This window comes from Citrobacter sp. GW821-FHT02E08 (genome assembly GCF_059421685.1).
In genome coordinates, this window is the sequence record NZ_JBWKVL010000022.1 from 21,438 (window position 1) to 42,541 (window position 21,104).

Here is a 21,104-nt window from a genome sequence, read left to right on the forward strand (position 1 = left end):
AGGAAAAGAGATAATGGCAGCTAAAGACGTAAAATTCGGTAACGACGCTCGTGTGAAAATGCTGCGCGGCGTAAACGTACTGGCAGATGCAGTGAAAGTTACCCTCGGTCCGAAAGGCCGTAACGTGGTTCTGGATAAATCTTTCGGTGCACCGACCATCACTAAAGATGGTGTTTCCGTAGCACGTGAAATCGAACTGGAAGACAAGTTCGAAAACATGGGCGCGCAGATGGTGAAAGAAGTTGCCTCTAAAGCGAACGACGCTGCAGGCGACGGTACCACCACCGCGACCGTACTGGCTCAGTCCATCATCACTGAAGGCCTGAAAGCTGTTGCTGCGGGCATGAACCCGATGGATCTGAAACGTGGTATCGACAAAGCTGTCGCTGCTGCGGTTGAAGAGCTGAAAGCACTGTCTGTACCGTGCTCTGACTCTAAAGCTATCGCTCAGGTTGGTACTATCTCCGCTAACTCCGACGAAACCGTAGGTAAACTGATCGCAGAAGCGATGGACAAAGTCGGTAAAGAAGGCGTGATCACCGTTGAAGACGGTACCGGTCTGCAGGACGAACTGGACGTGGTTGAAGGTATGCAGTTTGACCGCGGCTACCTGTCTCCTTACTTCATCAACAAGCCGGAAACTGGCGCAGTAGAACTGGAAAGCCCGTTCATCCTGCTGGCTGACAAGAAAATCTCCAACATCCGCGAAATGCTGCCGGTTCTGGAAGCCGTTGCTAAAGCAGGCAAACCGCTGCTGATCATCGCTGAAGATGTTGAAGGCGAAGCACTGGCAACGCTGGTCGTTAACACCATGCGCGGCATCGTGAAAGTGGCTGCTGTTAAAGCACCTGGCTTCGGTGACCGTCGTAAAGCAATGCTGCAGGACATCGCTACTCTGACCGGTGGTACCGTAATCTCTGAAGAGATCGGTATGGAACTGGAAAAAGCGACCCTGGAAGATCTGGGTCAGGCAAAACGCGTTGTGATCAACAAAGACACCACCACCATCATTGATGGCGTGGGTGACGAAGACGCAATCCAGGGTCGTGTGACTCAGATTCGCCAGCAGATCGAAGAAGCAACGTCCGACTACGATCGTGAAAAACTGCAGGAGCGCGTAGCGAAACTGGCAGGCGGCGTTGCCGTTATCAAAGTCGGTGCAGCTACCGAAGTTGAAATGAAAGAGAAGAAAGCACGCGTTGAAGATGCTCTGCACGCGACCCGTGCTGCAGTAGAAGAAGGCGTGGTTGCTGGTGGTGGTGTTGCGCTGATTCGCGTAGCCTCCAAACTGGGCGATCTGCGTGGTCAGAACGAAGACCAGAACGTGGGTATCAAAGTTGCGCTGCGCGCAATGGAATCCCCGCTGCGTCAGATCGTGCTGAACTGCGGTGAAGAACCGTCTGTTGTGGCTAACACCGTGAAAGCGGGCGACGGTAACTACGGTTACAACGCTGCAACTGAAGAATACGGCAACATGATCGACATGGGTATCCTGGATCCAACCAAAGTGACCCGTTCTGCTCTGCAGTACGCAGCTTCTGTTGCTGGTCTGATGATCACCACCGAGTGCATGGTTACCGATCTGCCGAAAGGCGATGCTGACTTAGGCGCTGCTGGTGGTATGGGCGGCATGGGTGGTATGGGCGGCATGATGTAATCGTGCGCTATACCCCATAGCATCAAGAAACCCCTGGGCAGAAATGCCCGGGGGTTTTTCTTTTCGTCATGTTTTTAGTATAAGATTCTCACACGGACGATCTACGTCCAGCTCATTGATTACGGGGAATAACATGCACGTGAAATATTTAGCAGGGATCGTCGGTGCCGCGCTACTGATGGCGGGTTGTAGCTCCAGCAACGAACTGAGCGCTGCCGGCCAAAGCGTACGCTTCGTAGAAGACAAGCCTGGTGCTGAGTGCCAGTTGGTTGGCACGGCGACCGGTAAGCAAAGTAACTGGCTTTCTGGTCAGCATGGCGAAGAGGGCGGCTCAATGCGTGGCGCCGCGAACGACCTGCGTAATCAGGCGGCAGCAATGGGTGGCAACGTGATTTATGGCGTGAGCAGCCCATCTCAGGGCATGTTATCCAGCTTTGTTCCGACCGCCAGCGAAATGAACGGTCAGGTTTATAAGTGCCCGAACTGATTTATTCAGTATTGAAAGCGCCCTCCGGAAACCTGAGGGCGTTTTGTTATTCTGCCGTTGCGGCCAATGTTGACTGATAAAGCTGATGCAGTGCTTTCAGGCAACGTTCTCGCGGAAAGTGACCCGCGCCGGATGCGATAGTCGCCACGGTAATACGACAAGGTTTTCCTTCCAGCTTTTTCAGTCGCGGGCTGAACGCCAGTAAACGCCGGGCTATTGCCTCGGTCTCTTTCATTTCCCCCCGAATACGGGATTTCACGATGGTGCCGCATGCGCAATCTTGTCCATTGCTGTCGGTATAGTGGTAAACCAGTGCCAGATAATGCGTGAACAGCGCTAATTTCCACGCCGGATGGGGGTAGTTGTCATACTCCATTTCACCGTTGCTTTTAATATCGGCATCGTACATGGGCAGAAAATCCAGCAGTGAGGAGATCCTTAGCGATAACTTATGCATGCCGGCGTTATTAATGGCGTGAGAAATGGCGCTGATGACGAGCGCAATCTGCGCGTCTTCAAGCTGGAGGAGCAGTGAATGGCCGCCCTGCAGTGAAAACGCCAACTGAAATCCTTCTGCGTGGCTGGCGCGGGGCTCTAGTTTCTCGACCCGCAGGCGGATATCGGCTTCCAGCAGCTGTTTTTGGGTCAGTGGCGGAATATTGTTGAGCATCGCTTGCGTGGCGCTATCCTGGCTTTTTTTGAACGCCGTTTTCTCTTTGGCATTCCGCAGGCTTTGCAAATGCAGACGATGCTCGAAGCAGAGATAAAGATCGCGCAGTTGTAGCGCCGGAATAAAAATCAGCGAGGTTTCGTTCTGCTCATGCTTGAGGTTAAGCGCCAGCGCCTGGAACTGATTGCCGTTTCGAATGACGCCGGTGTTAATGCCGGTGAGTGTTAAGGCCATGATGGTTCTCTCTGGATAGGTTTGTTCTGCCCGAAATAATTGGGGGCTAAAATAACACCCGGCTTTGTTTCGTGAGAGTCGGTATCCGGACTTGAAACCTGCGCGAAGCGCTTCGCGCAGGGTCAAAAGAGAGGAGTTATCGCTGCCTTAACTGCAAATCCAGTGGCGTTTTACTCGGTTCGCCGCCAATTTCCCGCGCCAGTTTCGGCACCATATAACCGGAAACCAGCGTTAGCAGCTCACGCATAATGGCGCGGGCTTCATCGTCGCTGACCAGAAAATGGGCCGCGCCCTGAACCTTATCCAGCACGTGCAGGTAGTAGGGCATCACGCCCGCATCAAACAGCGCGTTGCTGAGATTCGCCAGCGTTTGCGCGTTATCGTTGATATCGCGCAGCAGCACGCTCTGATTCAGCAGCGTGACGCCTGCCATTTTTAGCTTACGCATCGCCTGGCGGAAATCGTCGCCAATCTCCTGCGCATGGTTGATATGGTTCACCAGCAAAATTTGCAGGGTGGATTGTGCAAAGCGGGCGACGAGTCCTTCTGTAATCCGCGCGGGGATCACGATCGGCAAACGGCTATGAATACGCAGACGCTTAATGTGCGGTATCGCTTCTAGTTGCGTGAGTAGCCAGTCCAGTTCGTGGTCTTTGGCCATCAGCGGATCGCCGCCGGAGAAGATGATTTCATCCAGCTCTGAATGCGCAGCGATGTAATCAAGAGCCACCTGCCAGTTTCGCTTATTGCCCTGGTTTTCCGCATACGGGAAGTGACGGCGAAAACAATAGCGACAGTTTACCGCACAGCCGCCTTTCACCAGCAATAGCGCCCGGTTACGGTATTTGTGCAGTAATCCTGGTACCACGCTGTGCTGTTCTTCCAGCGGATCGGTTGAAAAACCCGGTGCTGCGACAAACTCGTCGTGCGAAGTGAGTACCTGGCGTAAAAGCGGGTCATCAGGATTGCCTTTTTCCATCCGCGCCACAAAAGCACGGGGAACCCGCAAGGCAAAAAGACGCTTTGCCTCGCGACCTGCAAGCAAGTTTTCATCAGCGTCTACATTTAAAAGACGCAACAGTTCATCCGGATCGGTTATAACATCTGCAAGTTGCACTAACCAATCTTCTCTGGATGGGGTGTTTAGGGTTACAATATGCGCCATTTTGTGGCTAAGCTACCAATTAACAATTTCAGAGGGCCTTATGGCGACTTACTATAGCAACGATTTTCGTGCCGGTCTTAAAATCATGATGGACGGCGAACCTTATGCGGTTGAAGCCAGTGAATTCGTAAAACCGGGCAAAGGCCAGGCTTTTGCCCGCGTTAAGCTGCGTCGTCTGCTGACCGGTACTCGCGTAGAGAAAACCTTCAAATCAACCGACTCTGCAGAAGGCGCAGACGTTGTAGATATGAACCTGACTTACCTGTACAACGACGGTGAGTTCTACCATTTCATGAATAACTCCACTTTCGAACAGCTGGCTGCTGACGAGAAAGCGGTAGGCGACAGCGCCAAGTGGCTGCTGGATCAGGCTGAGTGCATCGTGACCCTGTGGAACGGCCAGCCTATCTCCGTGACCCCGCCGAACTTTGTTGAACTGGAAATCATTGAAACTGACCCTGGCCTGAAAGGTGATACCGCAGGTACTGGCGGCAAACCGGCAACGCTGTCTACTGGCGCAGTGGTTAAAGTTCCGCTGTTCGTTCAGATCGGCGAAGTGATCAAAGTGGATACCCGTTCTGGTGAATACGTATCCCGCGTGAAGTAATACGCCTTACTTGATCTCATGGTGCAGCGTTTGCTGCGCCATACATTTTTCCAGGGCAGGAATGATGAAACGTCTTCTCAGTCTTGTAACACTCGTCTTACTGACCGCAACCTTGTTGACAGGGTGCAATACCGCACGTGGCTTTGGCGAAGATATCAAACATCTCGGCAATTCCATCTCCCACGCTGCCAGCTAAGTCTTTTCGCTTCGTCTGAAAAACAGTCTGTTTCCCGTCAAGTTACGGGATGTTGTCTATTATTAAGTAGCTATACGTACAACATTGGCTAAAAAGGAAGACGCTATGGTTAAGAAGACAATTGCAGCAATCTTTTCTGTTCTGGTACTTTCCTCTGTATTAACCGCCTGTAATACGACGCGCGGCGTTGGTCAGGATATTTCCGAGGGTGGCCAGGCTATCTCGGGGGCTGCGGCAAAAGCTCAGGATTAATCATGAACGGTACGACCGCTGTGCGTGTCGTGCCGTTAATCTTACCGTTCTGGCAATGATAAAAACGGCGAATAGCGATTATCCATGTGCAGTTTCATGCGAATGTTGCGTTTGTAGGTGTATACCGTTTTGCCATGAATCCCGAGCGCACTGGCAATCGCGTTATTTCCCACGCCTTCCATCCACATCGTTAACACTTTCTCTTCCTGTGGCGTCAGCAGTGATGTCGCCGTTTTGGGCGTGTCTAAAAGCGGCCTCACGCGTAACGCCGCGTGAATCGTTTTTGAGAGCGCATACAGCGTGGCTTTTTTTGATAACACGGTATGGACAGAATATCGCGCGCTGAACGCTGAAGCTCGGTATTCGCCGCCTGATTGCAGCAAGATCAGCGGCGCCATCCCGCAGGCCATAAAGAAGGGGTCAATCGACTGAAATGGATGAGAATCGTTAAGAAAGCTATATAAATCAGCGATTATCAAATGAGGCTTCCACTGCAGAATATGTTCTTTTGCCAGCAAGAGATTATTTAACCCTGACACCAGGAACGAACCATTAAACAAACCAGAATGATTAAGCCAGGCCTCTATCCCCGTGCGGGTAAAGTGGCATCGGTCAATCACTAATATTTTCAACATAAAATTATCGCATTCAAAAATGAGGCCAAAGGCTTCCTGACTTCAGAAAGCGTTTCATCATAGAGACGTCCGATGAGTACTAAATGCCGGAACTGCGTTGCTTATTGCACCCAATTCAGGCTTTTAGGCGATCTGAAATAAAAAGATTGAAATTCACTTTTTGTCGGGCAAAAATACCCTTTCATTCATCGGCTTGTGGGACGACCTGCAAACGTATCTTTCACCGGGGACGGCCCCATCTCTCTGGAGCCTAAAATGTCCTGGATCGTTTTATTCATTGCTGGCCTGCTCGAAGTTGTCTGGGCGATTGGCCTCAAATATACCCACGGATTTACCCGCCTGACGCCGAGCGTCATTACCATCGTCGCCATGGTTGTCAGTATTGCGATGCTCTCCTGGGCAATGAAAACCCTACCCGTTGGGACTGCGTATGCTATCTGGACCGGTATCGGCGCCGTTGGTGCGGCCATCACCGGGATTATCTTACTGGGTGAGTCCGCCAGCCCGATGCGTCTGGCCAGCCTGACGCTGATCGTTGCGGGAATTATTGGTCTGAAGCTCAGCACCCATTAATGGGGTTGTTTCACCCAGATTAACTTACTGACATCAAACCCTTCCCGGGTCGCGACGGCGAGTATTTGCTGCTTCATTTCGTCAGAGATGGTCGGCGTGCGCGCGAGTATCCACAAATAGTCGCGATCCGGGCCGCACACCAGCGCGTGCTGGTATTCTCTGTCAAGCGCGATGACGTTGTAACCGCCATAGAACGGACCAAAAAACGAGACTTTCAGCGCGGCCCGACTGGGATCGCCAGTAAACCAGGCCTTTCCTTCCGTTTTTTGCCACATTTCCCGATCCGGATTGTAGCCCTTGTTGGTCACATTAAGGCCGCCGTCATCGCGAAGGCTGTAAGTGGCGGTGACTTTTTCCAGTCCTCTTTCGAAGCGATGATCAAAGCGTGCAATTTCATACCAGGTGCCGAGATAGCGTTTCACATCAAAGTTATTGACGACTGTAACACCCTTCGGCGGCGTGGGTGAGCTGCAAGCAACCACTAAAAACGCGGCTGTCACTGCGGTGATAACAGGCAGGATACGCATGGGAGTTTCCTTGCTGGTTTTCTGTTAAGTGTAGATGACAGCAAGGAAACGGTGGGCAGCAACAGTTACTGCAGAGACGCCAGAATCCGGTAGGCGGCCGCGACACGTGCCGGATTAGGATAGCTTTTATTCGCCAGCATCACGATACCGAGGTTTTTCTCTGGAATAAAAGCAACGTAACTGCCAAAGCCGCCGGTAGACCCCGTCTTATGTACCCAGGAGGATTTGACTGCAGGCGCGGGCGGGTTAATTTCCACGGCTGTCAGCGCTGCCAGCGCGATCTTATTATCGCTACCCTTGATGACGGTTTCGCCCTCTACCGGCCAGTTCAGCATTTCCCAGCCTAACCCCTGATACATCTCGCCAATACGCCAATAGCGCGACTGGGCTAACGCCACGCCTTGCTGCAGCGTTTTGTCCTGAATGTGGGAGGCGTCCATGTTGGCCAGCACCCAGCTTGCCATATCTTCAATGCTGGATTTAACACCATACGCCTCTGCATCCAGCGGACCGGGTGAAACATGGACTGGCTTACCCTCGCGATAACCCCAGGCGTAATCTTTCTGTTCTGACGTGGGGACGGTAATCCAGGTGTGTGCGAGTTTTAGCGGTTTGAAGACGCGCGTGGTTATCGCTTCTTCGTAACTCATTCCGGAAGGTTTAACCGCCAGCGCGCCAAACAAGCCGATGCTGGCATTGGCATACAGACGTTTGTTGCCCGGTGCCCACTCCGGCAGCCAGGTTTGATAGTAGTGAAGCAGTGAGGCTTCATCCGTCACGCTATCCGGCACCTGAAGCGGTAAGCCCCCTGCGGTATAGGTTGCCAGATGTAGCAGGCTGATGCCTTGCCACTGTTTACCGTTCAGCGCAGGCCAATATTTTGTTGCCGGATCGCTGAGTTTTATTTCACCGCGAGCGACAGCATCGCCCGCCAGCACGCCGGTGAATGTTTTACTCACCGAACCGAGTTCAAACAGGGTTTGTGGGGTGACGGGCCGGTTTTTGGCGATGTCGGCATTACCCCAGGTAAAGTACCTCGGCTTGCCCTGGTAAATCACCGCAACGGCCATGCCCGGAATCGCCTGCTCTTTCATTAATGGTGCAATGGTGCGGTTTACAACATCAGCGATGTGTTGCTCAGTGTGCGGTGTGGCAAGCACTGAACTGGAGGCAGTAAGGAGTAACACACTGCAGAGGATTTTGTTCATCATGGCGTATTTCCGTAACAGAGGACCCTGGGGATGTCCGGGAAGAGTGCGGCAGTAGGTTACACTATTTGCGATGATGGCAGGGAGAAGAGACGGTAGAAATAAAACGGCCCGCCAGTGGCGGGCCGGAATAACGATGGTGCTAATTAGAGCGTGACGATAGCAATCAGTGTCACAACGGTCAGAATAGCAGCCAGACCGTAAAACACCCACTTGCCAGCCGGCACGTGGATTTTCAGGTCATGCATTGCGTGGTGCATACGGTGTAAACCACACCACAGCGGCAGAACGATCATCAGGAACATGAACGCGCGGCCAATAAAGCTTTGTGCAAAGGCCAGTACACGTTCGTAGCTCAGGGCATCGCCCGGGAAGAGTCCCAGTGGCAGCATAATGCCGACCAGCAGAACCATGACCGGCGCAATGATCGCGCCCCACATACCACCTGCACCAAACAGTCCCCAGAATACGGGTTCGTCAGAGCGTTTTGGATTTGGATTAATCATCCCGGACTCCTTACCAGTACAGGGCAACATACAGAATAACTACAGTCGCAACTGCAGTAACCGCCCAGAGACCTTTGATGATCGGCTCTGGCCCCATTTTTTCGTCTTTTACGATGATATTGGCAGCTTTAGGCGCCAGCTCAAACCAGGTCTTGGTATGCAGCAAGGCTGCAGCCAGGGCGATCAGGTTGAGGATCACCACCACTGGATTTTGCAGAAAACCAACGAATCCCATCCAGGATTCTGCGCCGTGTTTGAGGGCAAACAGGCCGAAAATCAGTTCAATGCTGAACCAGACTGCCGGCACTGCTGTGCCTTCGCGCAGCATGTAAAAGCGATAAAACGGCAGCTTTTTCCACCAGGTGGACGTCATTGGCCGCACATAGGCTTTGCGTTTAGTCGTCATGTTGCACTCCTTAGCGTGGTTTCAGGGTCGCGATAAGAAAGTCTTTCGAACTTTCTACTTTACCCTGCTGGATGGCCGCAGCCGGATCGACGTGTTTCGGACAAACTTCGGAGCAGTAGCCCACGAAAGTACAGGACCAAACGCCGTTCGGGCTATTCAACTGAGCCATACGCTCTTTCTTACCGTGGTCACGGCTATCTTCGTTGTAACGATGCGCCAGCGTAATCGCCGCCGGACCGATGAACTCAGGGTTCAGTCCGAACTGCGGGCACGCGGCGTAACACAGACCACAGTTGATGCAACCTGAGAACTGGTGATACTTCGCCATTTGCGCCGGAGTCTGGGTATTAGGACCCTGATCCGGTGTGCGCGGGTTACCGATGATGTACGGTTTGATGGCTTCCAGGCTTTCGATAAAGTGCGTCATGTCGACGACCAGATCGCGCTCAATCGGGAAGTTGCCCAGCGCTTCAACCTTCATGCCGTTGGTGTATTCACGCAGGAAGGTTTTGCACGCCAGTTTTGGTACGTTGTTGACCATCATGCCGCAAGAGCCACAGATCGCCATACGGCAAGACCAGCGGTAGCTCAGATCTGGCGCCAGGTTATCTTTGATGTAGCCCAGCGCATCCAGCAGCGACGTTGTTTCATCATAAGGTACATCATAGAAAGCACTGTGCGGTGCGGTATCCACTTCCGGGTTATAGCGCACCACCTCAACTTTCAGGTTTTTCATCTCAGCCATTCGCCTTCTCCTTCTTATCGGCTGCTTCCGCTTCGCCACCATATACACGTTTCGCTGGCGGCAGAGTGGTGATTTTCACGTCGCTGTAGTCCAGGCGTGTGGTGCCATCAGCATCGCGGAAGGCGAGGGTGTGTTTGAGGAAGTTGACGTCGTCACGCTCGGTGCAACCTTCGTCCAGACGCTGATGCGCGCCGCGCGATTCTTTACGCGCCAGAGCGGAGTGCGCCATACATTCAGCAACATTCAGACCGTGGCCCAGTTCGATGGTGTACAGCAGGTCGGTATTGAAGACGCTGGAGGTGTCGGTAATACGCACGCGCTTGAAGCGTTCCTGCAGTTCAGCCAACTTATCAACCGTTTTCTGCATGAGTTCTGGTGTACGGTAGATACCGCAACCTTCTTCCATGGACAGACCCATTTCATCACGGATCTTCGACCAGTTTTCGTTACCTTCCTGGTTCACCAGATCTTTCAGACGCTGTTCAACGCCTGCAACCTGCGCATCGAGCGCGGCGCTGTTGGCGGTACCTGCCGTAGAGGCACGTTCCATCGCTTGCTCACCAGCCAGACGGCCAAAGACCACCAGTTCAGCCAGGGAGTTAGAGCCCAGACGGTTGGCGCCATGCAGACCCACAGAGGAACATTCGCCAACGGCAAACAGACCTTTGATGCGGCTTTCGCAGTTTTGATCGGTTTCGATACCACCCATGGTGTAGTGCGCGGTCGGACGAACCGGAATTGGCTCTTTAACCGGATCGACGCCGACATAGGCTTTTGCCAGTTCGCAGATGAACGGTAAACGTTCGAGCAGTTTTTTCTCGCCGAGGTGACGCAGGTCGAGGTGAACCACATCGCCACGCGGAGTGGAGATGGTGTTGCCTTTACGCCATTCGTGCCAGAACGCCTGAGAAACTTTGTCGCGCGGACCCAGTTCCATGTATTTGTTCTTCGGCTCACCCAGCGGGGTTTCCGGACCCATGCCGTAGTCTTGCAGATAACGGTAGCCGTTTTTGTTGACCAGAATACCGCCTTCACCACGGCAACCTTCGGTCATCAGGATACCAGAGCCTGGCAAACCGGTCGGGTGATACTGAACGAACTCCATATCACGCAGCGGAACGCCGTGGCTCAGCGCCATGCCCATACCGTCACCGGTTACGATGCCGCCGTTGGTGTTGTAACGGTATACACGGCCAGCGCCGCCCGTTGCCATCACCACCGCGTTAGCACGGATTTGCATCAGCGTGCCTTCCATCATGTTCATCGCGACCAGACCACGGGCATGGCCGTCGTCTACCAGGATGTCCAGAACGAAGTGTTCGTCAAAACGCTGAATTTGTGGGAACTGCAGGGAAGTCTGGAACAGGGTGTGGAGCATATGGAAGCCGGTTTTATCCGCGGCGAACCAGGTACGCTCAATTTTCATCCCGCCGAAGCGACGTACGTTGACGCTTCCGTCTTCACGGCGGCTCCACGGGCAACCCCATTGCTCCAGTTGCGTCATTTCAGTTGGGCAGTGGTGAACAAAGTAGTCCACGACATCCTGCTCACACAGCCAGTCTCCGCCCGCTACCGTATCGTGAAAATGGTAGTCAAAGCTGTCATGATCCTGCGCGACAGCAGCAGAGCCACCTTCGGCAGCAACGGTATGGCTGCGCATTGGGTACACTTTTGAGATCAGTGCGATTTTAGCGTTGGGATTTGCTTGTGCGGCAGCAATTGCAGCACGTAATCCCGCGCCACCGGCGCCTATAATGGCAAGATCGGCTTGAAAGGTTTGCACGACATTCCTCCAGATTGTTGTTATTTCGCCCACCACGCAGTCAGTTTAGTCTCTGATATATGCGGATGGCGAATGCGATTCCACTGCTCCTTTATAGGTACAGTAGTATAGTCGCAGGTATAGAAGGGAAATTTGACGTGTTCGATTTTTTTAGCGTATCAGTGGCGCTAATTATCATTGATTCTGATTAATTTAATTACTAAAGCACCCATCTTCAGTTTTTTAACCCTCGATTCCACATAAGGCGCTCCCGCACTAAATTTGTCTCCCTGACAGGTTACGAGTAGACTTCGTGCCCTTGTCATATATCGGAGAAAGAACCATGAGCGAAACGGCCACCTGGCAGCCGAGCGCGTCCATCCCCAATCTGTTGAAACGTGCGGCAATTATGACGGAAATTCGTCGTTTCTTTGCCGATCGCGGAGTGCTTGAGGTTGAGACGCCTTGCATGAGTCAGGCGACGGTAACAGACATTCATTTGTTCCCGTTTGAGACGCGTTTCGTTGGACCTGGTCATTCGCAGGGGATGAACCTCTACCTGATGACCAGCCCGGAATACCACATGAAACGCCTGCTGGTGGCGGGATGCGGTCCGGTCTTTCAGCTATGCCGTAGTTTTCGTAATGAAGAGATGGGACGTCACCATAACCCGGAATTCACCATGCTTGAGTGGTATCGTCCTCACTACGATATGTACCGCCTGATGAATGAAGTGGATGACCTGCTGCAACAGGTGCTTGATTGCCAGCCCGCAGAAAGCCTCTCTTACCAGCAGGCGTTTCAACGCCATCTCGAAATTGACCCACTGTCAGCCGATAAAACCCAGTTGCGTGAAGTCGCGGCCAAACTGGATTTAAGCAATATCGCGGATACAGAAGAAGACAGGGACACGTTGCTGCAACTGCTGTTTGCCATGGGCGTCGAGCCGCATATTGGTAAAGATAAGCCCACGTTTGTGTACCATTTCCCGGCAAGTCAGGCATCTCTGGCGCAAATCAGCACTGAAGATCACCGCGTGGCTGAACGTTTTGAGGTGTATTTCAAAGGTATTGAGCTGGCGAATGGTTTTCATGAGTTGACGGACGCTCGCGAGCAGCAGCAACGCTTTGAACAAGACAACCGTAAGCGCGCGGCGCGCGGCCTGCCGCAGCAGCCTATCGACACTCACTTACTCGAAGCCTTAAAAGTGGGTATGCCGGATTGCTCCGGTGTGGCGTTGGGTGTGGATCGTCTGGTGATGCTGGCATTAGGGGCTGAAAGCCTTGCAGACGTGATTGCTTTCACCGTCGACCGCGCATAACGGCCTTTCTGCAAGGCGGCGGTTAAATCGCCGCTTTGCAGCCTCTACGTTCATTTTTACCTCTAATAGCCACAATTTGGTTCTGGATATCTGCTATTGTTCCGGCCTTAATCCTGTTTTGATTTACGTATTGCTGACCTCTACAGGGGGCAGCGCAAATGGGTGAGCGACGTTTGAAAAACGTTCTCCCCGGTGAGGAAGATTTTAATGCCCCAAACAATAAAAAAAATGAGCCTGATTGGCCTCATTCTGATGATATTTACGTCAGTTTTTGGTTTCGCAAATAGCCCCTCCGCTTTTTATTTAATGGGGTATAGCGCCATCCCGTGGTATATTTTTTCTGCACTCTTATTCTTTATTCCCTTTGCATTAATGATGGCCGAGATGGGTTCCGCTTATCGAAAAGAAGAGGGCGGAATATACTCGTGGATGAATAATAGCGTTGGGCCACGCTACGCATTTATCGGTACCTTTATGTGGTTCTCCTCCTATATTATCTGGATGGTGAGTACCGCAGCTAAAATTTGGGTTCCTTTCTCGACATTCTTGTTTGGCGCAGACATGACGCAGCACTGGCAGTTTGCCGGGCTTGAACCAACACAGGTTGTTGGGCTGCTCGCCGTGGGATGGATGATTCTGGTGACGGGCATTGCCGCCAGAGGGATTAACAAAATTGCGCGTATTACCGCAGTAGGCGGTATTGCCGTGATGTGCCTTAATTTAGTTTTTCTGTTGGTGAGTGTCGCTATTTTGTTATTAAATGGTGGGCATTTTGCGCAAGATATTAATTTTGTCGCCTCACCGAATCCTGGATATCAGTCCGGTCTGGCAATGTTGTCGTTTGTTGTTTTCGCTATTTTCGCTTACGGCGGTATTGAAGCCGTTGGTGGTCTGGTCGATAAAACAGAAAAACCGGAAAAAAACTTTGCCAAAGGAATTATCTTTGCGGCCATTGTGATTTCAATCGGCTATTCTCTGGCGATATTCTTGTGGGGTGCCAGTACGAACTGGCAGCAGGTATTAAGTAATGGTTCTGTGAACCTCGGCAACATCACTTACATTCTGATGGAAAGCCTGGGGATGACGTTGGGCAATGCGCTGAATCTTTCACCCGAGGCGGCGATGACGCTGGGCGTCTGGTTTGCACGCATTACCGGGCTCTCGATGTTTCTTGCCTATACCGGCGCCTTCTTCACATTGAGTTATTCACCGCTGAAAGCGATTATTCAGGGGACGCCGAAAGCGCTGTGGCCTGCGTCCGTCACGAAATTGAATTCGACAGGGATGCCCGCCAATGCGATGTGGGCGCAGTGTCTGTTGGTCAGCCTGTTTATTCTGCTGGTCTCTTTTGGCGGCGATACCGCGTCGGCGTTTTATAACAAACTGACGCTGATGGCCAACGTATCGATGACGCTGCCGTATCTGTTCCTCGCGCTGGCGTTTCCCTTCTTCAAGTTTCGTGAGGGGCTGGAACGACCGTTTGTGATCTTCAAAACGAAGGTTTCTACACTACTGGCAACCGGGACGGTTGTGCTGGTGGTGGCGTTTGCCAATGTGTTCACCATCATTCAGCCAGTGATTGAAGCAGGGGACTGGAATAGCGCCTTATGGATGACAGGCGGTCCGGTGTTCTTCTCGTTACTGGCGATGATAATTTACCAGAACTACACCCGTCGGATGGAAAAATTGCCGCAGTGGGTGACGGAGTAATAGGGATGCCGGGCCAGCATTAGCGCCGCCCGGCATAGTTAACGCTTACAAACTCCCCGCCGGACGACCCTTTTTACCCGCAGACGTCAGCGTTTTACCTGTCCTCGTACCGTTCAAACTTTCCAGACGCATCTGGAATGGTGGGAATGGCATATCAATACCGTGTTCATGGAAGCCCGCCAGAATGAGTTGGTGGATTTCATGGCGCAGCGGCATACGGTGCCCCATCTCTGCGGCATAGATACGCAGCTCGAAGATCTGAATCCCTTGTTGGAGATCGACCAGGAACACTTCCGGCGCCGGATTGTCGATCACCAACGAGCAGCGCTGTGCCGCCGTCAGCAGAATTTGCGTGACCTCTTCGCTGTTCGCGCTGGAAGGCGCCGGAATGGTCAACACCACACGCGTCACAGAGTCAGAGAGTGACCAGTTAATAAACTGCTCGGTGATAAACGCTTTGTTGGGCACGATGATCTCTTTACGGTCCCAGTCGCTGATGGTGGTCGCGCGGGTATTGATTTTCGTCACGCTGCCCGTCAGGTCGCGAATGGTTACCGTATCGCCAATACGAATCGGTTTTTCGAACAAAATGATCAGGCCTGAGATAAAGTTGGCGAAGATTTCCTGCAAACCAAAACCCAGACCAACACCGAGCGCCGCAACCAGCCACTGCAATTTTGACCACTCAATCCCAATCATTGAGAAACCGACCAGTCCGCCAATCAGCATCAGCAGATATTTGGTTATGGTGGTGATGGCATAGCCTGTACCTGGCGTTAAATCCAGATGCTGGAGCAGCGCCAGTTCCAGCAGCGCGGGCAAATTACGAACCAACTGCGTGGTGATGATAAACACCAGAATCGAAATTAATACGGCGCCCAGCGTGATCGGCTCCAGGCTCTCTACGCCCTGCACCGTAGAAGTGACATCCCACAGCGAGATGTTCTCAAGGAAGCCAAAGGCGGAATGGATTTCCGACCACAGCACGATGACCGATAACAGCGCGATGAGCATCAGAATAGAACGCACCAGGCGCAGTGACTGGGCGCTGATGGTGTCGAGATCCACTTCGCTTTCATCGACCTCCACGGTTCCCTCAAGGCTGGTCGAATGTGCTTGTTCTTCTTCACCCCGCGCACGCTGCGCCAGCATTTCGGCGCGGCGGTGTTTGGCGCGATCAAACGCTAACCGGCGCCGCTGAATCAGCATCCAGCGGCGGATGACGTGATATATCACCAGCAGCAAGAACCAGATGGCAACCGACGTTTCCAGTCGCGCCAGCAGCGCCTGCGCGGTTGCCAGATAGCCCACGACGGCAGCAAAAATCGCGACGAGCGGCGCGCCCATCAGCAGGTTCCACAGCATTCTGTTGACCATGTTTTCGCCGCTGCCCTCTTTATCGAGATACAGCGGGATACCGGCACGTTTCAGGCTGAGGGTCACTATTGCCAGTGCTCCGCAAATGAGCATGAAGCAGAGGCGTCCCAACGAGGCGGAGAACTCCCGGTCATTGAGATTATCAAACATAATCAATGCCATAATGAGCGGCACGATGAAGCCGATGCTCATCAGGTAATAGCGCATCGCACGCGCCACACGGTGACGTGGCCAGCCAAAGTGCGCCACAAACAACCCGTTTGGACGCGCGAAGGCGGCGCAAATCATCACCACCCACAGCAGAGGGACTGTAGCGGTGACGCCATCGCCTATCGCAACGGCCAGCGGGTAAGGCCACGCTTCCCGCAGTCCAAACCCTAACGTGGCCCACAGAACCGGAAGCGGCGAGGCGACCAGTATTGACCAGAACACGGTGCGCAGTGTTAGCCAGAAGTGATCCTGCGTGACTTTTCCAACGCGGGCGGATGAACGTTCCAGAAAACGGGTGAAGTGCTTACGCGAGTAAAGACTAAAACCGACCAGGATCAGCGCGCCAAACAACGGCAGCAGCGTCTCTTTACTGGTCAGCATCATGATGCTGGCCTTGCCAAGTTGGTTAAAGGTATCCAGTGAAATCAGCCGACGCAGATCCTGAACAAGCTCAATTGGCCAGGAGAGTGACATCGGACTCACATCGGAAGTCCAGAACAGATAGCGGTGCGTCGCTTCGTTGACCTCTTTGAGCGCATCTTCCAGTTGGCTATTGGAGACTTTCAGCTTGGTCAACTCAAGGATCAGCGTGTCTCCCCCCTGTAGCAGGGAATTCAGCAGCTCGCGCTGGGTGCGCAGCTGCGCGTCCAGAATCCGGTTTTGTTCAGCGGTGAGCGGCTTGCCGTCAGCCTGATGGATCTGACGCAACTGAGGCTGCTTATTGAGCAGGTCTTCATAGCGCATACGGTGCACACGTAGCTGCGCCATTTCCGTATCTAACTGCTGCGGTTTGGGCATTTCCGGCAGGCGTGAAACCTGGGCGCGTAGCGCTTCGCCAAGCATATTGGAAACGCCCAGCCATTGTGCCTGTTCCCGCAGTGTATTGAGCGCCTGGCGTACCTGCAGGGTCTGACTGGTGGCCTGACGCTGCTGTGAGGCCACCAGATCCATGCGCTGCGCTTGCTGGTTGAGCGCCTGCGACAGTTCCCGGTTTACTTTGAACTGATCGACGATACCTGTGGGCAGACCATCGCTGTTTTCCGCCAGCAGTTCGGTACTCTCCAGCGCGCGTTCGGCTTCGCGTTGGCGCTGGCTGTTTAATTGATTGCGTAAGGCTTGCAGATAAGCGTCAAGCTGTTGGCTCTGCTTTTCCGCCAATTCAGAGCGCATACGCGCCAGTTCCTGACGATTATTTGCTGAAAGCTGCGCCAGCTCGAGTTCATCCACCAGGGCTTTCAGTTTGGCGGATTCGGCCTGCATGCCAAAATTTTGCGCCTGATTTAGCGGGGTGTTGCCGCTAACGGTGCCGAGTCGCCGTTCAATATCATTCAACTGGCGACGGGCATCGGTTTGTTGCTGCGGAAGTTGACTCAGTGAGTCGGCAATTTCCCGGGCACGTTCCTGCTCCTGCTGAGCCTGGCGGCTTTTATCCAGCAATTGACTGCTGACCTGGAGGATCTCCTGGTTCAGCGCCTCGCTGGACATCCCCGGTGGGACGTTGCGTGGTTCGTCGCGCAGGTTATTAAGCTGGGCGCGTAATGTCGCAGACAGCTTTGGGAAATTGTCGATGACTTGCTGGTATTGCTGGGCGCGCTCGAGGGAGCCTTTACGTTCCTCAAGCGCGTTCAGCGCAGACTGGAGTGCCTCGACGGCCTCTGGCTGGGCGGGTTTCGCCGCTTTTGCCTGCTCCAGTTCCTGGGTGATTTGTTTGGCGTCGGGGGCCGTCGCGGCGTACGCCCCCTGGCTGAGGCACCAGGCCATCAGAAAAGTGATAATCAGGCGCACGTCAGTCTACCTTTGTTGTTAGCTTTGTTCTGTTTTGTCGTCAACTGGCGGGTTGGCGTCGTGTTCTGCGGCGATCTCCGCTTGTGCAACCGGCGCAGTTGCCGCGTCTGACGGCGTGAACATCTCGGTAGATGTGGCCAGCGGTTGACCAATTTTGGTCGCAGACAGACTTTGCAGTTGCTCTACCAGATTCACTTTACCTGGCGCAAACAAGTTGATGACGGTGGAGCCCAGCTTAAAGCGACCCATTTCCTGGCCTTTCAACAGCGCAACAGAACCTTCGCTTTCACCCGCAGGCCAGGTCCAGCGTTTGATTACGCCTTCACGTGGTGGTGTGATGGTTCCGGCCCACACGGTTTCAATGCTACCGACGATGGTTGCGCCGACCAGGATCTGCGCCATCGGGCCAAATTCGGTATCAAACAGACAAATGACACGCTCGTTACGGGCAAACAGGTTCGGGACGTTTTGCGCGGTCAGATGGTTGACGGAGAACAGATCGCCCGGCACGTAAATCATTTCACGCAGAATACCGTTACACGGCATGTGTACGCGGTGATAGTCACGCGGGGAGAGGTAAGTGGTGACAAACGAACCGTTGCGAAACAGGTCTGCCATCAGATAGTTACCGGCCAGCAGCGCCTCGAGGCTGTAGTTATGTCCTTTGGCCTGCAGAATTTTGTCTTCTTCGATGCGACCTAACTGGCTGATCACGCCGTCTGCCGGCATCACCAGAATATTCGGGTCAGTATCTACCGGGCGCACATCGTCACGCAGCGGACGTACAAAGAAGTCGTTAAACGTGCGATAGCTGGCGGTGTCCGGCTTCTGTGCTTCATTCATATCGACCTTGTAGTACTTCACGAACAGGTCGATAACCAATTTGGTCAGCCATCCCGCCCGTTTGCTTGCGCCCCAACCCGCCAGGCGAGTGAGCCATAGTTTCGGCAGAATGTACTGTAGCGAAAGTTTAAATGAGTTTAACAAGGTAGCCTCCAGGCCATTGTTTTGTCGTTCCTGATCCGGCATACGCGCCGGATCCTGAAAAAGGGGGACGATTCTAGCGACGCTTAGCTTAGTTGTCAGTTATCCGAATCAGAAAAGTTTTTACGCGTTTTTACCTGCGCCATGCTTTCCAGAATCCGATGATAATTTTCGAAGCGGGTCTCGGCGATTGTCCCTTTCTCTACGGCCTCACGGATAGCACAGCCTGGATCCGCGTCATGTTTGCAGTCGCGATATTTGCAATGCCCTAAATAGTCATGAAATTCGACAAAGCCGTGCGTGATTTGTTCCGGCTCAAGATGCCACAGCCCAAACTCACGTACGCCGGGGGAGTCGATGACATCACCGCCGTGCGGGAAGTGGTACAAGCGAGAAGCGGTGGTCGTGTGCTGTCCAAGACCGGAGTTGTCGGAGACATCGTTGGTCAGGATCTCTTTTTGCAGGCCGAGCAGGTTATTGAGCAGACTGGATTTTCCTACGCCCGATTGACCGGCAAAAATGCTAATACGATCGGTCAATGCCTCTTCAAGCGGTTCCAGCCCATTTTTCGTATGGCTTGATACCATCAATACGCGATAGCCAATGTTGCGATAGATATCCATCTGTTCGTTAACGAAGGCCATGCCTTCATCGTCCAGCAGATCGATCTTGTTGAGCACGATAATCGGTTCAACCTGCAGCGTTTCGCAAGCCACCAGATAACGGTCGATAATATTAAGCGACAGCTCCGGCAAAATGGCGGAGACAATGACGATTTGGTCGATGTTGGCGGCAATCGGTTTTACGCCGTCATAAAAGTCAGGGCGCGTCAGCACCGAGGTACGTTCATGCACTGCTTCGACAATGCCTTTGACGTTTACGCCTTCCGCCGCCGCTTTTCCTGGACGCCAGACTACGCGATCGCCAGTGACCAGCGAACGGATGGTTCGACGAATATTACAACGGTGTACTTCACCGTTGGCGGATTCGACGTCGGCATGCATACCAAAACGGCTGATGACAATGCCTTCAGCAGTTTCGCCAAACAGATTGTCATCGTAATCGGCCTTCTCCGTGGACGTTTTAAGACGACGCTGGTGATTGGCGTTCACGCGGCGCTGTTGGCCTTTGGAGAGTTTATTTTTACTCAATCGTACTGGCTCCTGGTCGCCCATTGTGGGCAAAACATCTATGATACACGCTATTTTAGATGAATATAGTCACACTGAACGTGACCTCTGAAGGGTGGAAAATAGCATGAGTGCCAATGAAAACAACCTCATTTGGATAGATCTTGAAATGACGGGGCTGGATCCCGAGCGCGATCGCATCATTGAGATCGCGACACTGGTGACCGATGCCAACCTGAACATCCTGGCGGAAGGGCCGACGATTGCAGTGCATCAGTCCGATGAACAACTGGCGTTGATGGATGACTGGAACGTGCGTACCCATACCGGAAGTGGTCTGGTAGATCGTGTGAAGGCAAGTACCGTGGGCGACCGTGAAGCGGAACTGGCGACGATTGAATTTTTGAAAGAGTGGGTCCCCGCCGGAAAATCACCCATTTGCGGTAACAGTATCGGACAGGATCGTCGCTTCCTGTTTAAATACATGCCGGAACTGGAGGCGTACTTCCACTACCGCTACCTGGATGTGAGTACGTTGAAAGAGCTGGCGCGCCGCTGGAAGCCGGAAATTCTGGATGGCTTTACCAAGCAGGGCACACACCAGGCGATGGATGATATCCGTGAGTCGGTGGCGGAACTGGCGTACTACCGCGAGCATTTTATTAAGCTGTAATTGTGTGGGCCGGATAACGCAGATATCCGGCCAACGAACTTGCGTCATGGCTGTTTTGCCGCTAAATTGTGCGCTTTGGTGAATAATTCGGCACTTGAACAAAAAAATAAAAAAATCGCTTTTAGGGGGGTTGCAGCTGGAAGGATTTCTCGTATAATGCGCCTCCCGTAACGACGCAGAAATGCAAATTACGACAGCAACAAATTTGCGGGAATAGCTCAGTTGGTAGAGCACGACCTTGCCAAGGTCGGGGTCGCGAGTTCGAGTCTCGTTTCCCGCTCCAA

The 21,104-nt window shown here is 53.0% G+C and carries 21 protein-coding genes and 1 tRNA gene; 10 read left to right on the forward strand and 12 right to left on the reverse strand.

The window, feature by feature from the left end; translation table 11 throughout:
- Positions 1-13: 13 nt before the first annotated feature.
- The gene (gene groL, locus AC07UY_RS20630) at positions 14-1,657 is read left to right on the forward strand and encodes a chaperonin GroEL (protein ID WP_494701858.1); all 1,644 of its coding nucleotides are present in this window, start codon (positions 14-16) and stop codon (positions 1,655-1,657) included.
- A 133-nt stretch (positions 1,658-1,790) separates the two neighbouring features.
- Positions 1,791-2,144: a DUF4156 domain-containing protein gene (locus AC07UY_RS20635; RefSeq protein ID WP_203359196.1), complete on the forward strand. Its 354-nt coding sequence runs from the start codon at positions 1,791-1,793 to the stop codon at positions 2,142-2,144.
- Between the two features lie 46 nt (positions 2,145-2,190).
- Here AC07UY_RS20635 and yjeJ read toward each other — a convergent pair whose 3' ends face one another.
- Both yjeJ and epmB read right to left on the reverse strand, forming a co-directional pair.
- Entirely contained in the window at positions 2,191-3,048 is an 858-nt protein-coding gene (gene yjeJ, locus AC07UY_RS20640) for a YjeJ family protein (protein ID WP_494701859.1), read from the reverse strand.
- A gap of 136 nt (positions 3,049-3,184) precedes the next feature.
- The gene (epmB, locus tag AC07UY_RS20645; RefSeq protein ID WP_494661666.1) at positions 3,185-4,213 is read right to left on the reverse strand and encodes an EF-P beta-lysylation protein EpmB; all 1,029 of its coding nucleotides are present in this window, start codon (positions 4,211-4,213) and stop codon (positions 3,185-3,187) included.
- Between the two features lie 40 nt (positions 4,214-4,253).
- Between epmB and efp the strand changes: the two genes are divergently transcribed.
- The 3 genes from efp to ecnB all read left to right on the forward strand — a co-directional run bounded on the left by efp (position 4,254) and on the right by ecnB (position 5,268).
- Positions 4,254-4,820, forward strand: coding sequence for an elongation factor P (gene efp, locus AC07UY_RS20650; protein ID WP_203359193.1), 567 nt, complete (start codon positions 4,254-4,256; stop codon positions 4,818-4,820).
- A gap of 61 nt (positions 4,821-4,881) precedes the next feature.
- The gene (ecnA, locus tag AC07UY_RS20655) at positions 4,882-5,016 is read left to right on the forward strand and encodes a lipoprotein antitoxin entericidin A (protein WP_192610801.1); all 135 of its coding nucleotides are present in this window, start codon (positions 4,882-4,884) and stop codon (positions 5,014-5,016) included.
- A 105-nt stretch (positions 5,017-5,121) separates the two neighbouring features.
- The gene (ecnB, locus tag AC07UY_RS20660) at positions 5,122-5,268 is read left to right on the forward strand and encodes a lipoprotein toxin entericidin B (RefSeq protein WP_192610802.1); all 147 of its coding nucleotides are present in this window, start codon (positions 5,122-5,124) and stop codon (positions 5,266-5,268) included.
- Between the two features lie 41 nt (positions 5,269-5,309).
- Here the strand turns inward: ecnB and AC07UY_RS20665 are convergent, their stop codons facing one another.
- Positions 5,310-5,903: a LuxR C-terminal-related transcriptional regulator gene (locus AC07UY_RS20665; RefSeq protein ID WP_494661665.1), complete on the reverse strand. Its 594-nt coding sequence runs from the start codon at positions 5,901-5,903 to the stop codon at positions 5,310-5,312.
- Positions 5,904-6,158: 255 nt separating this feature from the next.
- On the opposite strand from AC07UY_RS20665, the gene sugE reads away from it, so the two are divergent.
- Positions 6,159-6,476, forward strand: a complete 318-nt coding sequence (gene sugE, locus AC07UY_RS20670) for a quaternary ammonium compound efflux SMR transporter SugE (RefSeq protein WP_494661664.1) — start codon at positions 6,159-6,161, stop codon at positions 6,474-6,476.
- On the opposite strand, the gene AC07UY_RS20675 is transcribed toward sugE, so the two are convergent.
- The 6 genes from AC07UY_RS20675 to frdA form a co-directional block, all read right to left on the reverse strand.
- Positions 6,473-7,003, reverse strand: coding sequence for a lipocalin family protein (locus AC07UY_RS20675; RefSeq protein ID WP_494661663.1), 531 nt, complete (start codon positions 7,001-7,003; stop codon positions 6,473-6,475). The genes sugE and AC07UY_RS20675 overlap by 4 nt on opposite strands.
- Positions 7,004-7,068: 65 nt before the next feature.
- Positions 7,069-8,214, reverse strand: coding sequence for a CMY2/MIR/ACT/EC family class C beta-lactamase (ampC, locus tag AC07UY_RS20680; protein WP_494701860.1), 1,146 nt, complete (start codon positions 8,212-8,214; stop codon positions 7,069-7,071).
- A 143-nt stretch (positions 8,215-8,357) separates the two neighbouring features.
- Positions 8,358-8,717 (reverse strand): fumarate reductase subunit FrdD, encoded by a 360-nt coding sequence (gene frdD / locus AC07UY_RS20685; protein ID WP_271445162.1) that lies wholly within the window; start codon positions 8,715-8,717, stop codon positions 8,358-8,360.
- Between the two features lie 10 nt (positions 8,718-8,727).
- The gene (gene frdC / locus AC07UY_RS20690; protein WP_203359187.1) at positions 8,728-9,123 is read right to left on the reverse strand and encodes a fumarate reductase subunit FrdC; all 396 of its coding nucleotides are present in this window, start codon (positions 9,121-9,123) and stop codon (positions 8,728-8,730) included.
- 10 nt (positions 9,124-9,133) lie between these two features.
- Entirely contained in the window at positions 9,134-9,868 is a 735-nt protein-coding gene (gene frdB, locus AC07UY_RS20695; protein WP_203359186.1) for a fumarate reductase iron-sulfur protein, read from the reverse strand.
- Complete coding sequence (gene frdA / locus AC07UY_RS20700; protein ID WP_494661661.1) at positions 9,861-11,651, reverse strand: fumarate reductase (quinol) flavoprotein subunit; 1,791 nt, start codon at positions 11,649-11,651, stop codon at positions 9,861-9,863. The genes frdB and frdA overlap by 8 nt, the downstream gene beginning before the upstream one ends.
- A gap of 322 nt (positions 11,652-11,973) precedes the next feature.
- Here frdA and epmA point away from each other — a divergent pair, with 322 nt between their 5' ends.
- Positions 11,974-12,951 carry an elongation factor P--(R)-beta-lysine ligase gene (gene epmA, locus AC07UY_RS20705; protein WP_494661660.1) on the forward strand — a complete coding sequence of 326 codons (978 nt, stop codon included), beginning with the start codon at positions 11,974-11,976 and terminating at the stop codon, positions 12,949-12,951.
- 207 nt (positions 12,952-13,158) lie between these two features.
- Positions 13,159-14,661: a glutamate/gamma-aminobutyrate family transporter YjeM gene (yjeM, locus tag AC07UY_RS20710; RefSeq protein WP_494661659.1), complete on the forward strand. Its 1,503-nt coding sequence runs from the start codon at positions 13,159-13,161 to the stop codon at positions 14,659-14,661.
- A gap of 45 nt (positions 14,662-14,706) precedes the next feature.
- Here yjeM and mscM read toward each other — a convergent pair whose 3' ends face one another.
- The 3 genes from mscM to rsgA form a co-directional block, all read right to left on the reverse strand.
- Positions 14,707-18,033: a miniconductance mechanosensitive channel MscM gene (gene mscM, locus AC07UY_RS20715; RefSeq protein WP_494661658.1), complete on the reverse strand. Its 3,327-nt coding sequence runs from the start codon at positions 18,031-18,033 to the stop codon at positions 14,707-14,709.
- A gap of 18 nt (positions 18,034-18,051) precedes the next feature.
- Entirely contained in the window at positions 18,052-19,020 is a 969-nt protein-coding gene (gene asd / locus AC07UY_RS20720) for an archaetidylserine decarboxylase (protein WP_192610813.1), read from the reverse strand.
- A 95-nt stretch (positions 19,021-19,115) separates the two neighbouring features.
- Positions 19,116-20,168 (reverse strand): small ribosomal subunit biogenesis GTPase RsgA, encoded by a 1,053-nt coding sequence (rsgA, locus tag AC07UY_RS20725; protein WP_494661657.1) that lies wholly within the window; start codon positions 20,166-20,168, stop codon positions 19,116-19,118.
- A 106-nt stretch (positions 20,169-20,274) separates the two neighbouring features.
- On the opposite strand from rsgA, the gene orn reads away from it, so the two are divergent.
- Together orn and AC07UY_RS20735 are read left to right on the forward strand one after the other, a co-directional pair.
- Positions 20,275-20,820, forward strand: a complete 546-nt coding sequence (gene orn / locus AC07UY_RS20730; protein WP_192610815.1) for an oligoribonuclease — start codon at positions 20,275-20,277, stop codon at positions 20,818-20,820.
- Positions 20,821-21,027: 207 nt separating this feature from the next.
- Positions 21,028-21,103, forward strand: a tRNA-Gly gene (locus AC07UY_RS20735).
- Position 21,104 lies beyond the last annotated feature (1 nt).

Excerpts from the sequence above, each read along its gene's own strand:
- frdD (WP_271445162.1), bottom strand. The coding sequence starts at position 8,717 with ATGATTAATCCAAATCCAAAACGCTCTGACGAACCCGTATTCTGGGGA.
- orn (WP_192610815.1), top strand. The coding sequence starts at position 20,275 with ATGAGTGCCAATGAAAACAACCTCATTTGGATAGATCTTGAAATGACG.
- frdB (WP_203359186.1), bottom strand. The coding sequence starts at position 9,868 with ATGGCTGAGATGAAAAACCTGAAAGTTGAGGTGGTGCGCTATAACCCG.
- yjeJ (WP_494701859.1), bottom strand. The coding sequence starts at position 3,048 with ATGGCCTTAACACTCACCGGCATTAACACCGGCGTCATTCGAAACGGC.
- ampC (WP_494701860.1), bottom strand. The coding sequence starts at position 8,214 with ATGATGAACAAAATCCTCTGCAGTGTGTTACTCCTTACTGCCTCCAGT.
- yjeM (WP_494661659.1), top strand. The coding sequence starts at position 13,159 with ATGCCCCAAACAATAAAAAAAATGAGCCTGATTGGCCTCATTCTGATG.
- AC07UY_RS20665 (WP_494661665.1), bottom strand. The coding sequence starts at position 5,903 with ATGTTGAAAATATTAGTGATTGACCGATGCCACTTTACCCGCACGGGG.
- epmA (WP_494661660.1), top strand. The coding sequence starts at position 11,974 with ATGAGCGAAACGGCCACCTGGCAGCCGAGCGCGTCCATCCCCAATCTG.
- ecnA (WP_192610801.1), top strand. The coding sequence starts at position 4,882 with ATGATGAAACGTCTTCTCAGTCTTGTAACACTCGTCTTACTGACCGCA.
- AC07UY_RS20635 (WP_203359196.1), top strand. The coding sequence starts at position 1,791 with ATGCACGTGAAATATTTAGCAGGGATCGTCGGTGCCGCGCTACTGATG.
- epmB (WP_494661666.1), bottom strand. The coding sequence starts at position 4,213 with ATGGCGCATATTGTAACCCTAAACACCCCATCCAGAGAAGATTGGTTA.
- AC07UY_RS20675 (WP_494661663.1), bottom strand. The coding sequence starts at position 7,003 with ATGCGTATCCTGCCTGTTATCACCGCAGTGACAGCCGCGTTTTTAGTG.
- frdC (WP_203359187.1), bottom strand. The coding sequence starts at position 9,123 with ATGACGACTAAACGCAAAGCCTATGTGCGGCCAATGACGTCCACCTGG.
- efp (WP_203359193.1), top strand. The coding sequence starts at position 4,254 with ATGGCGACTTACTATAGCAACGATTTTCGTGCCGGTCTTAAAATCATG.
- groL (WP_494701858.1), top strand. The coding sequence starts at position 14 with ATGGCAGCTAAAGACGTAAAATTCGGTAACGACGCTCGTGTGAAAATG.
- sugE (WP_494661664.1), top strand. The coding sequence starts at position 6,159 with ATGTCCTGGATCGTTTTATTCATTGCTGGCCTGCTCGAAGTTGTCTGG.
- ecnB (WP_192610802.1), top strand. The coding sequence starts at position 5,122 with ATGGTTAAGAAGACAATTGCAGCAATCTTTTCTGTTCTGGTACTTTCC.